The sequence below is a fragment of the Arthrobacter oryzae genome (assembly GCF_037911235.1).
GTDB classification, from domain to species: Bacteria; Actinomycetota; Actinomycetes; order Actinomycetales; family Micrococcaceae; genus Arthrobacter; species Arthrobacter oryzae_E.
This window is the reverse complement of sequence record NZ_JBBLYW010000048.1, coordinates 74,388-85,792: the sequence shown is the minus strand read 5'-3', so window position 1 is coordinate 85,792 and position 11,405 is coordinate 74,388. Positions and strand designations below refer to the sequence as shown.

The 11,405-nt window shown below is 66.8% G+C and carries 8 protein-coding genes; 1 reads left to right on the top strand and 7 read right to left on the bottom strand.

The window, feature by feature from the left end:
- Nucleotides 1-25 precede the first annotated feature (25 nt).
- From WMN78_RS13750 to WMN78_RS13740, 3 genes are all read right to left on the bottom strand, one after another.
- A complete protein-coding gene (locus WMN78_RS13750) occupies nucleotides 26-1,360 on the bottom strand; it encodes an MFS transporter (protein WP_340534287.1) in 1,335 nt (444 codons plus the stop codon).
- A 187-nt stretch (nucleotides 1,361-1,547) separates the two neighbouring features.
- Entirely contained in the window at nucleotides 1,548-3,002 is a 1,455-nt protein-coding gene (gene hpaB, locus WMN78_RS13745; RefSeq protein WP_340534286.1) for a 4-hydroxyphenylacetate 3-monooxygenase, oxygenase component, read from the bottom strand.
- A 59-nt stretch (nucleotides 3,003-3,061) separates the two neighbouring features.
- Entirely contained in the window at nucleotides 3,062-3,601 is a 540-nt protein-coding gene (locus tag WMN78_RS13740) for a flavin reductase family protein (protein ID WP_340534284.1), read from the bottom strand.
- Between the two features lie 166 nt (nucleotides 3,602-3,767).
- On the opposite strand from WMN78_RS13740, the gene WMN78_RS13735 reads away from it, so the two are divergent.
- A complete protein-coding gene (locus WMN78_RS13735) occupies nucleotides 3,768-4,502 on the top strand; it encodes an IclR family transcriptional regulator (protein ID WP_340534283.1) in 735 nt (244 codons plus the stop codon).
- Nucleotides 4,503-4,521: 19 nt separating this feature from the next.
- Here the strand turns inward: WMN78_RS13735 and WMN78_RS13730 are convergent, their stop codons facing one another.
- The 4 genes from WMN78_RS13730 to WMN78_RS13715 all read right to left on the bottom strand — a co-directional run bounded on the left by WMN78_RS13730 (nucleotide 4,522) and on the right by WMN78_RS13715 (nucleotide 11,257).
- Nucleotides 4,522-5,871, bottom strand: a complete 1,350-nt coding sequence (locus WMN78_RS13730) for an MFS transporter (protein ID WP_340534281.1) — start codon at nucleotides 5,869-5,871, stop codon at nucleotides 4,522-4,524.
- A gap of 113 nt (nucleotides 5,872-5,984) precedes the next feature.
- A complete protein-coding gene (locus tag WMN78_RS13725) occupies nucleotides 5,985-9,071 on the bottom strand; it encodes an SMC family ATPase (protein ID WP_340534280.1) in 3,087 nt (1,028 codons plus the stop codon).
- A complete protein-coding gene (locus WMN78_RS13720) occupies nucleotides 9,068-10,240 on the bottom strand; it encodes an exonuclease SbcCD subunit D (RefSeq protein ID WP_340534279.1) in 1,173 nt (390 codons plus the stop codon). Before WMN78_RS13720 ends, WMN78_RS13725 begins: the two co-directional genes overlap by 4 nt.
- Nucleotides 10,241-10,300: 60 nt before the next feature.
- Nucleotides 10,301-11,257 carry an MIP/aquaporin family protein gene (locus WMN78_RS13715; protein WP_340534278.1) on the bottom strand — a complete coding sequence of 319 codons (957 nt, stop codon included), beginning with the start codon at nucleotides 11,255-11,257 and terminating at the stop codon, nucleotides 10,301-10,303.
- Between the last annotated feature and the right edge of the window lie 148 nt (nucleotides 11,258-11,405).

The window sequence follows — 11,405 nt, the reverse complement described above, 5'->3', positions numbered from 1 at the left end:
CCAGGTCGCCCAGGTCAGCCAGCCGCTAGTGGTGGCTGCTGACGCCCAGAGGCCGTCCCCGGGTCTCCTTGGCCAGGACAACGCCCACGGCCGAGATGACGCACAGGGCCATGATGTAGATACCGATGGAGCCGGTCCACTTAGTGGTCTGCAGCAGCGCCTCCGCAATGGTGGCAGCGAATGCGCCGCCCAGGATCGCACCGAACGCGTAGCCGATGGAAATGCCCGAGTAACGGACGTTGGCCGGGAACATTTCGGCGTACATGGCGGACATCGGGCCGTAGGACAAACCGAGTCCGATGGTCAGCACGAAGAGTGCCACGCCGTAAAGCATGATGTTCTTGGTGTCGATCAGGGCGAACATCGGGATCATCCAGGCGAACACGATGCCGTAGCCGATGAGGAACGTCTTCACCCGGCCGATCTTGTCGGAGAGCCAGCCTCCCACGAGCGTGAAAATCAGCCATCCGAAGGAGGCCAGGGTGGTGGCCAGCAGGATCTGCGCGACCGGCATCTTCAGTGACTTGGTGGCGTAGGAGATGAAGAACGCGATCAGCAGGTAGCCCGCGGCGTTGTTGCCGATAAAGATCATGGTGGAGTAGAGCACGGACTTCTTGTGGAACTTGATCAGCTGGCCGAGGGGGGCCTTGGCCTTCTCCTTGCGCTCGATCATTTCCTGGAAGACCGGGCTTTCGGCCACGGCGCGGCGGATCAGGTAGCCCACCACAATCAGCACGATGGAAAGCAGGAACGGTACGCGCCAGCCCCACGAGGCGAAGTCTTCCTTGGACATGCTGGTGTTGAGGAAGTACAGCAGGCCCGTGGCCAGGATCATGCCGACGGGAACGCCGATCTGCGGGTAGGCGCCGAACAGGCCCCGCTTGCTCTTGGGAGCGTGCTCCACGGCCATCAGGGCAGCGCCGCCCCATTCGCCGCCGGCGGAGAAGCCCTGGATGATGCGGAGGGTGATCAGGAGGATCGGAGCCCAGACACCGATGTCCTTGTAGGTGGGCAGCATGCCGATCAGCGCGGTGGCCGCGCCCATCATGACGAGGGTGAAGACCAGCATGGCCTTGCGGCCCAGGCGGTCGCCCAGGTGGCCGGCAATGATGGCACCCAGCGGACGGAACAGGAAGCTGATGCCGATCAGAGCAAAGGACAGGATCTGCGCAAGGCCGGGGTTGGAATCGTTCAGCGGGGCAAGGAACAGCGGGGACAGCAGCGTTGCTGTCAGCTGGGCGAAGATGAAGAAGTCGTACCACTCGATGGTGGTGCCGACCAGCGTCCCTGCGAGGACTTTGCGTTCCTCATGCTTGCTGCTGGGACCCGCCTCTGAATCGACGTGTGAAGTTGCGGTCATTGGAACTCCGTGGCTGTGGGCAGTACCGGGAAAAGCTACCGCCGAATGTGGATTGACCTTGAACGAATTACCGATCGAACGGTCAGTTGGTATGAGGATACTCGAAAGTGTGACAAAGCGCACTAAATCTTTGGGTCGCGCTTCCGTTGCCTTGTGGGCGGCGGTTGGACCCGGGCCGGCAGGACGGTCAGTCCTTCCGGTTCAGGAATTCGCGGACCCTGGCCCGGACCGGCGCGCGGTCATAGCTGTTGACGAGGGCCCCGGCCATCCGGACTGGATCGCCGAAGAAGAAGTATTCATAAAGGGACTGCCTGCCCGAGAACCCTGAAATGGAGGCGTCAAAGGCCAGCTTGAAGAGGCGCACGCGCTCCGGGCCGGTGAGGGTTTTGCCCTGCAGGTACATGTCAATGTCCGCCCTGGCCCCGCTGTTGACGTCAGCCTCCCCCGGCAGCGCCATCAACCCGGAGGCGGAGAACTTCCGGATGATCTGCGGGAAGCGCTGGGCGATCTTGGGATACCAGTTCCTGGCGGCATTCAGCGTGGTCCACCTGGGCAGCATCACACCCGACTCGTTGAGGCCGGCGTCAGCTTCCGACGCGCGGACCAGCGCCTTGCCGATCTCGACGTCGATGATCAGTTCCGCGATGTCCTCCTGGATATGCTGGAATCCGTCGATCCCGATGGACTCCGCCAGTTCGGACGCCAGGCCGAGGAAGAATTCGCTCTTGGCGATGGTCCGGGTGACCACCTGGTGCGTCATGAGGGCACCCGCGCCGGTCTCCGTGTAGAAGCTGTTGCAGAGTTCCGGGTGGCCGAGCATGAAGATCCGTTCGCTCGGCACGAACACGTTGTCGAAGATGGCCACCGCGTCCATCTCCTCATAGCGCGAGGCCAGGGGTTCGTCATGGGTGCTGCCGCCGTTGTACAGCGAGGTGCGGCAGAGGTATCGCAGGCCCTGAGCGTCATTGGGGATGGCAAACGCATACGAATACGGGGCATCGTCCGGTGTGCCCCGCAGCACGGTGGAAGGGAATACCAGGAGTTCATCGGCAATGGGGGCGATGGTCGCCAGCATGCGGGCGCCGCTGATCACGATACCGTCCTCCCGCTCCTCGACGATACGTGCCGACAGCTGCCCGCCCATCTGTTCGGAGCCCGAGACGGAGCGGTTGACCTGCGGCGGGATGAGCGTGTGGGTGGCCAGGACGTCATTCTCCCGGGCCCACTCATAGTAGTTGCGCATATTCTCGCCGAACCTGGGATCGGCCTGGGAGAACCACTTTTCGGCGGTACTGAGCGCGGTCAGGGAGGAGTTCATGTAGTCACCCGAGCGGCCCAGGAAGCCGTTCGAGGATTGGGCCCACGTGGAGATTGCCCGGCGCCGGCGCTGCAGGTCCTCGATGGTCCTGGGGACGAGGAAGGAGGCGCTTACAAGGTCTCCGGTGGAGGGCGAGATGTACGTCAGCGCTTCCTGGTAGGCGGGGTCGTGCTGCATGTCGAAGAGCTTCGCGTAGGACCTTGCCACATTGCGGAACGCAGGGTGCTCAGCGATTTTCTGGCTGACCACTTCCCCGTCGATCACCACGTGCGGCGTCATGCTGTTGAGCTTGTCCAGGTACTGCTGTCCGGTTCGGATTCCCATCGTTCTTTCTCCAGTCATCGTTGAGCTGCAGCGGGTTGGCTCGCAAGCGGGGAGGCGGGCTACAGAAGGTCCTCCATGCCGAGTTGGCTTTCCGGGATGGTGGTGTAAGTGCCGTTGGCAAACGCCAGGGCATCGCCGCTGCGGTAGTCGAAGTCCGCCACCTCCCCGAGATACAGGGTGTGGTCGCCGCCGTCGTATTCGGCCCAGGGCGTGCAGACGAAGTACGCCAGGACGCCGGAGAGGCGCGGCGCCGTTCCACCTTCCACCCACCGGGGTTCCGGCCCGGGGCGGCCGGCGAAATGCGTGGCCAGATGCCGCTGTTCAGCGCCGAGGATGTTCACCGCGAACGGACGGCCGGACAGTTCATCGTGCGCTTTGGCGGTCCGGGCAATGCTGACCAGGACCAGCGGCGGGTCCATGGACACGGACGTGAAGGAATTGACGGTGATGCCGTGGCGCCTGGCGGCGCCGTCGAACGTCACGATCGCGACGCCGGTGGCAAACCTTCCGAGGCTCCCGCGAAAGTGGTGGGCCCTCGGATGCGGCGTCCTGCCGGGCACTTCGGGAGCTTCTCCCGAGCGGGGCTTGGCAATCATCATTGATCCCTTGGATTGGCTTCTCTACGGTCGACCATTGGATGTCGTTGCGCTATGGTGGAGTTCTATAATTGAACATATAGTTCTCATATGGAACGCTAGCCCAAAGAGAAGTGCAACACAAGACCTGCGGGCAAGGCTCCACTGATCCCGGCCTAGGATGGACAGCATGACTCAGACCGCCGGCGCCGGCGCACAGGCAGCCACCGCCCAGGCTTCGCCGTCGCAAACCCTCTCCCGCGGAATCCGTGCGCTGGAAATCCTGGCGGAAGCCGAGCGGCCGCTCACGATCGCGGAACTTGCGGATGCCATGGGTGTCCACCGCTCCGTGGCCTACCGGATCCTCCGCACGCTGGAGGATCACTCGCTGCTGGTCCGGGACGACGCCGGCAAGGTCCAGCCCGGCCCCGGCCTGGCCGTCCTGGCACGCGGGGTTTCCCGCAATCTGCAGTCGGCTGCCCTCCCTGAGCTCACGCAACTTGCCAACACCCTGAACATGACCGCCTTCGTCGCCGTGTGGGACCACCAGGACTGCATCACCCTGGTGACAGTGGAACCCAGGCACTCAGCGGCGACCGTGGTCCAGCACCCCGGCTCACGGCACCCGATCAGCGCCGGCGCGCCGGGCATCGCCATCCAGTCTGCGCTCACGGAACAGGACTGGAACGTGCTGGCTCCGGACATCCCGTACCGGGCCGAGGCTGCCGAGGCCCGGAAACGCGGCTACGCGGCGAGCCACGACGAAGTCATTGCCGGGGTTTCATCGCTGGCGGCCCCCATCAACGTGCCGGGCGGCCGGCCTGCCTCAATCGCCGTCGTCTATATCCGCTCCACGCAGGATCCGGCGGAAGTGGCGGCGGCCCTGACCTCAAGTGCCGCACGCATCGGGAAGCAACTGCTGTAAGGCGCGCGGCCCGCGGCTGCTAGCGACGGGCTCCTTGCGGAGTTGTACCGTGTCGAAGAACGACGGCGGCAGCCGCCCCCAGCATGAACAGCGCCGCTGCCGCGCAGACCGGCACCAGGAACGCCGCGGAATACCCTTGGTGCTGGGCCAACTGCCCGGCGACGGAGGAACCCAGGGCAGTGCCGGCCACAATGCCGCTGGCGAGGGCAGTCATCACAGTTCCCAGGCGGCCGGCAGGGGCTACCACCCCGCCGATGGCGAACACGGTGACCATCAGCGGGCCCACCGGCAGACCCAGGACAAGGAGCACCAGCACCATGGGGAGCGCCGAAGCCGGCAGCAACAGGAGCAGCGCCAGGCCGGCCATCAGCACAGCGCTCACCATCCAGCGTGCCGACAGGGCGAAGCTCCGCGGCCAGTAGGCAACGCTCAGTGCAGCTGCGGCGGAGCTCAGTCCCATCACGGCGTACAGCAACCCGGCAATCTCCGCAGTGGCGAAGCTGGCCGAGAAGGAGCTGAGGCCTGTCTGGGTGGAACCAAAGAATGTTCCCATGCACACCATGGCCAGGAAGGGCAGGGCCACGGCAGCCGTGCCGGTGCCGCGGGCACGCCGCCCGGAGTCGGCGGGGGTGGCGTCAGCGGCGGTCGGAGAAGGCCGGCGCCGCCGCGCCCTTAGGGGTACGGCCCGGTGGGTGTGATGCACGGCGAACGCTGGAACCAGCGTGAGCGTCAAAGCCGCTGCGAGGGCAAGCGGGAGCCACGGGGCAATCAGGCTCGCCAGGATGCCCACCAGCGCGGGGCCGAGGACGAAGGTCAGTTCATCCGCCGTGCTTTCGTAGGAAAGCGCCGCGTCCAGGTCCCGCGCATTTCCGGCTTTGCCGCCCCTGGATGTCAACGCCATCCAGCGCACGCGGGCCAGCGGACCCACCTGGGGGCAGGTCGCGCCGGCCACGAAGGCCGCGGCGAGCACAGGCACAGCCGCCGCAAGGTCCTGGCCGGCGGGAACGAGATACGCCGTGAGGATCAGGGCCACCACGGCGGCGGTGTTAAATATTGCGGCGAACAGCAGCACCGGGCGCTGTCCGAGCCGGTCCGCCCAGGCGCCGAGGACCGGTGCTCCCAACGCGGAGCCGATGCCCACGGCGCCGGCTGCTGCTCCGCCTACCGCATACGAACCGGTGACGGCCGTTACCAGGGTCAGGGCGCCCACGGTCAGCATGGCCAGCGGAAGCCGGGCGAAAAGGCCCAGCGGAATGAAGCCTTTGCCGGCCAGGAGCGGAAGCCTGGCGTAGCGGCCGCCTGTGGCTGCGGTTGCCGTTGAGGAAGAGGAGGGTGCGGCGGATGCCTGCGAAGACGTTGAGGTGCTCATTATTCCGGGTTCACTCGAAGGTGCGCATCGTCCCTCCTCCCGATGCGCGCGACCCGGTAACTTTCCAATTGTAGCCGAGGCCCCGGTGCGTTGAGCCGTCCCCGCCGCGGGGATCAGGCCGCGGCGTCGTCCGAGATATGGAGGGTGGAGCCGTTCCGCCCCTTGACCACCTGAAGCTGGGTGCTGATGCGCTGCTTCATCTCCGGCACGTGGCTCACCAGGCCCACAACACGGCCGCCGTCCCGCAGCCCTTCCAGGGCATCCATCACTTGTTCCAGTGCCTGCTCGTCGAGGCTGCCGAAACCCTCGTCCACGAAGAGCGTCTCAATGTCGACTCCGCCCGACTCCTGCTGCACCACGTCAGCCAGGCCCAGAGCCAGGGCCAGCGAGGCCATGAATGATTCGCCACCGGACAGCGTGGCCGTGTCCCTGCGGTGCCCCGTCCACTGGTCCACAACTTCCAGCCCGAGGCCGGACTTGGCACCCCGGGCAGCTTTGGCATCCGTGTGCTGGAGGGTATACCGGCCATCGCTCATGCCGGTCAGCCGTTCCGAGGCGGCGATGGCCACCTGCTCAAGCCTGGCTGCGAGCACGTAGCTGTTCAGGCTCATGCGGTAGGTGTTGTCGCCGGCGCCGCGGGCGGCGTCGGCCACCGCGGTGAGTAGCGCCGCGCGTTCCCGGGGGCCCTGGCCCGAGGCTGCGAGCCGTCCGTACTCCCCCGCGATCCGGCGGACCGTCAGTACTGACTTCTCCGCGAGTCCCGCCGCGACAACGGCCTGCCTGGTGAGCCGTTCGGCGGCGGCATCCTCGGCCCGGAGCTGGTCCAGGACGCCGGCTTGGACCGGGCCGCCCTCTTCGAGCTCGCGGGCGGCCAGGGTGAGCTCCTCACTGGCAAAGAGCTCCTCCACGCGGGCGGCTTCATCCTGGCCGGCCCGGATCGCGGTTTCGAGCATGGCTGCTTCCGGGGCGGTAAGAAGGACGGACCGTGCCGCCACAGCGGATTCGAACCCGGATGCGGGGAGCGCCTGGTCCAGCTGCTGGCGGGCGTCCTTGCTCCGCAGTCGGGCTTGTTCGAGGCTGGTCCGGGCGGCATCAGTTCGTTCCAGGAGCGCCGTGGATTCCTTGAGGGAGGTGAGCCGGTCGCCAAGCGTGGAGTAGCCCGCACGAAGTTTCCGCAGCGCACCCTCCAGTGCATCCGCCTGTTCCTGGACTTCCGTGAGCGTGGACTCCGTCTTCGCGATACCGGAATCGGCGGCTGCCTGCGTCGACTCGGCGGCCGCGATGTGTTCCTCCAGTTCCGACTGCCGCTGACGGCTCACGGCCAGGTCCGCAGCAGCCCGGAGCGCCTTGTCCGCACGTTCCTTTGCCAGGGCGGCGTCCGCACGGGCTTCCTCCGGCGGGGTGTCGCCGCCCTGCGCCGCCAAAACGGCGACCTGCTGGCGCGCTTCGGCGAGTTCCTTATCCAGCGCCGCAAGGACCGCTTCTGCAGTCTCACAATCTTCCTGCGCGGCCCGTTCCGCTTCAACGACGCCCAGCGCGGCTGTGGCCGCCGGTGCCGGAGAGGGATGCTCGGGGCTGCCGCACACCGGGCAGGGCACGTCCGGCCGGAGCTGGGAAGCGATCTCCGCTGCAGCGTTGGCGAGCCGCTCCTCCCTCAGGTCCAGCCACCGCTGTCGCTGGTTCTGGTGGTGGTCACGGGCCACAAGCCGCCGTTCGGAGACGCCCGAACTGACCCGTGCCGCTGTGGCGTAGCGGGCGACGACGGCGACCAGTTCCTCGGCCGCCGCGGCCTCTTTTGTCCGCAGCCGGGCTTCGGCGGCGAGCTCTTCGAGGTGCTTCACGCCCGCAAGCAGACCTGCGGCTTCTGCGCGCAGTGCATCAAGGGCGGCTGCGCCGGCCTTCTTCCCCTCCCGCAGCTGGTCCAGTGTTTGCCCAAGCCCGCTACGGCGGGCCGCCATCCCGGCCAGACTGGCCTCGTCCGGCAGCCGTTCCTCAAGTACCGCGCGGAGGGACCGCAGGCGGTTGAGCTCCCTGCGTATGACTCCTGCATCGAGAGTTGGTTCGCCCGTGCTGCCGCTTCCTTGGCGGTTGCTGGCTGCCCCGTCGCTGGTAGCCAGGCCGGCAAGCTCGGGGTCCAGAAGTACTGCGGTTTCCAGTTCGCTGGCCACCGTGGCCATGGCCCGGGCGGCCCGCTCTTCGGCGTCCTCCGCTTTGTCGACGGCCTGCAGTTGGCCGCCGAGTACTTCGGCCTTGCGGTGCAGGCCAAGCTGCCGGACCTTGTCCCGGAGTGCGGGCGCCGCCGCCTCCGCCGCTGATCGCCGCAATTCGGCTGCGGCGAGTTTCGCCTGGCGGGCCGCACGCGCTGCGGCTGCCTCGAGGCGGTGTGCGGCTTCATCGCGCCCTGCTGCCGCCTGGTCCGCTTCGTCCTGCAGCATCCCGGCCCTCGCCGCCGCGGTATCCTGCAGCCTCTCAAGAAGATCGTCGGGGTCTTCGGGCAGTGGCTGGGCGTCCGGCACCTCCTGTTCCGGCGGTATGGCCTCAGACCGGGCCTGCGCCAGCAGGAGGTCCAGCTGATTGTTGAGGCCGGCCACCTCCGCGCGGGCATCCGCGGCCCGCCGGGCGAGTTCCTGCTCAACGGCCTCGAACCGCTGGGTGCCAAAGAGGCTTTGGAGCAGCTCCAGCCGGTCGGAGGGCTTGGAGCGGAGGAACGCAGCGAAATCACCCTGCGGCAGCATGACAACCCGGGTGAACTGGTCGCGGTCCATGCCCAGCACCGAACTGATTTCCGCTCCAGCTTCATCGTTCCGGCCGGACTTCTCGATCCATTGCCCGTTAACGCGTTCCCGCAGGAGGGTGTTGGCCTTTTGCTCGGTAAAACCGTTCTTGCCCCTGGCGCTGGGCCTGTTCCACGCCGGGATCCTTGAGACCTCGAAGTGCCGTCCTTTGGCGGAAAACTCGCAGGTCACCCGGGGTTCGGCGGCGGCATCGGCGTGGTCACTGCGGAGGCGCTTGCCGTCCTGGCGGGCACCGGGCACTGATCCGTACAGGGCGAAGCAGATGGCATCCAGCACGCTCGTCTTGCCGGCGCCGGTTGCGCCGTTGAGCAGGAACAGCCCATGGGCGCTGAGCCGGTCAAAGTCGATGTGTTCAGTGCCGGCGAAGGGGCCGAACGCGGAAATTTCGAGCCGGTGGATCCTCATTCTGACATCTCTTCCAGGCGCACGGCGTCGAGGGCTTCCCGCAAAACAACCGCTTCGGCGTCGTCAGTGCTGCGGCCGCGGACGTGCTCCAGGAAGCCGCAGCAGATGGACAGGTCGTCCTCGGCCGCGGCGAGCCTGCTGCTGTAGCTGGTCCTGGCATCACCGGGGGCGCCATCCGGTTCGAAACCCAGCACCAGGGTGTCCGGAAAGCGGGCACGAAGTTTGTCCATGGCCTGGGCGGGCCGCTGGGGGTCCGTCAGCGTGATCTGGCAATAGGCGGCCTCAGCCCAGGCGTATTCATCGGCTGTGAGGAGGCGCTCCAGCGTGCCGCGCAGCACAGCAAGCGACCGCGGAGCGTCCCATTGAATTTCCCGGACGTCAGTGATGCCCGAGGTGTCCGCCTCGATCAGCCAGGCGCCTTTCCGGTGCTTCGCCTCGGAGAAGGAATAAGCCAGGGGCGATCCGGAGTAGCGAACGGCTGGTGAAAGCGTCTGCCTGCCGTGCAGGTGGCCCAGCGCGGTATAGCTGAAGCCGTCGAAGAGGTCCAGCGGGACGGCGCCAACGCCGCCGATGCTCAGGTCCCGTTCGCTGTCCGAGCTGATCCCGCCGCTCGCGAAAGTATGGGCGAGCACCACAGAATGGACCGCCCTGTCCTTGGCTCTGGTGCTCACATCGGCCCGGATCCTGTCCGTGGCCGCGCGCGTCACTTCGAAGTGGCTGGCGGGTTCAACGCCCAGCTGCTCCGCGACGAGCCGGGGCTCAAGCCACGGAATGCCGTAGATGGCCAGCACCGGGCCGTCCGCCGTCGCATCCAAAGGAAGCAGCACCGGCACGTCCAGTTCGGCGAGCCGCGTGCGCAGGTGCACTCCCCCGCGCTCCAGCAGCCTTGAGGCGAAGCCGAGGCGGATGGCGGAGTCGTGGTTTCCGCTGGTGAGGACCACCTGAGCACCCGCGCCCGTCAGGCGGACCAGGGCGTCGTCCAGCAGGCGGACCACATCAACGCCGGGCAGGGCGCGATCGTAGACATCACCGGCAATCAGGACGACGTCCACTTTCTCTGCGCCGACGAATTCGACCAGCTGGTCAATGAAGTCCTGTTGGGCGTCCAGCATGCCGACGCCGTGGAATGACCTGCCCAGGTGCCAATCGGAAGTGTGCAATAACCGCATGTTCTTAAGCTATCCGCGGGTACCGACAGTTTTGCGGTACGGACACGGCATGGCCGGGCACTAGCGTCCGCGCTTGCCGTCAAAGAAGTCGCGGGCATCGCTGTCAGGGGAGCTGGCCGTGCCGTCCTGCGAGCCGCCGGCAGGGATATCCGCCACATCGCTGTTTACATCGTCGTCGGGATCGTCGTCGGACTCGAGCTCGGCCTCGTCGTCGGCGCCGGGGTCAGTGCCGTGCGCGTGGGCCGGCACGGCTGCCGGAGTTTCGGCGAACCCGCGGAACACCAGGCCGGCGATGGCGGCCCCCACCAGCGGAGCCACCCAGAAGAGCCACAGCTGTTCAAGGGACCAGGAGTTGCTGAAGATGGCTGATGCCGTTGCGCGGGCCGGGTTGAACGGCGTGTTTCCCACTGCCTGGCCCAGCTGCAGCAGGGCGGCGAGCGTAAGTCCCACGGCGAAGGGCGCGGCGGCTTTGTTGGTGTTGCCGGCAGCCGTGGTGCCCAGGAAGACGGCCACCAGGATGGCAGCGCCCAGTACTTCGACGAGGAGGACGCCGGCCATGGGCGCCTGGATGATCGAGTGCTCGCCAAAGCCTGCCGTCACGGTGTCAAAGGCGGCCCGGGTGTCTTCGATCTTGGGAACCGTCCGCAGGATTCCGAACAGCGCCAGGGTCCCGGCGATGGCGCCGACCAGCTGCGCACCGAGATATGCCGCCGCTTCCGGCAGCCTGATGCGGCCGGCGATGGCGTTGCCCAGGGTCACCGCGGGGTTGAAGTGGCCGCCGGAAACATAGGCGAATGCGAGCATCGCGGCGGTGACGGCTAGTCCGGCTGCCAGCGAGGCGGACAGCGGGTTGGACTGGGGAATGGTGAACAACGGCACGCCCAGCCCGGCGATCACCAGAAACAGGGTTCCAAAGGCCTCCGCCGACAAACGTGCCACCAGCCCGGGTGTGAAAGCCTCCGGAGCGGCATGCAAATGGGGACTTGCGGTCTGGTGTGCAGGCACAGGGGAGGTCATGTTCTGGAAATCCTTTGCTTCGTTGCCCGGCCGGCGAGTCCGGCGCGCGTGCGGGCTGCGGTGCGCCCGGCAATGTTCTGTCCGACGTATTCTGCCAACTGAGTCTGGACGCTTGCTGGATTCGAGCTTAGCGGGCGGTACGCCTTCG

Bases quoted from the DNA above. Each gene is read 5' to 3' on its own strand.
- WMN78_RS13750 (WP_340534287.1), bottom strand. From the start codon at position 1,360: ATGACCGCAACTTCACACGTCGATTCAGAGGCGGGTCCCAGCAGCAAG.
- hpaB (WP_340534286.1), bottom strand. From the start codon at position 3,002: ATGGGAATCCGAACCGGACAGCAGTACCTGGACAAGCTCAACAGCATG.
- WMN78_RS13740 (WP_340534284.1), bottom strand. From the start codon at position 3,601: ATGATGATTGCCAAGCCCCGCTCGGGAGAAGCTCCCGAAGTGCCCGGC.
- WMN78_RS13735 (WP_340534283.1), top strand. From the start codon at position 3,768: ATGACTCAGACCGCCGGCGCCGGCGCACAGGCAGCCACCGCCCAGGCT.
- WMN78_RS13730 (WP_340534281.1), bottom strand. From the start codon at position 5,871: ATGAGCACCTCAACGTCTTCGCAGGCATCCGCCGCACCCTCCTCTTCC.
- WMN78_RS13725 (WP_340534280.1), bottom strand. From the start codon at position 9,071: ATGAGGATCCACCGGCTCGAAATTTCCGCGTTCGGCCCCTTCGCCGGC.
- WMN78_RS13720 (WP_340534279.1), bottom strand. From the start codon at position 10,240: ATGCGGTTATTGCACACTTCCGATTGGCACCTGGGCAGGTCATTCCAC.
- WMN78_RS13715 (WP_340534278.1), bottom strand. From the start codon at position 11,257: ATGACCTCCCCTGTGCCTGCACACCAGACCGCAAGTCCCCATTTGCAT.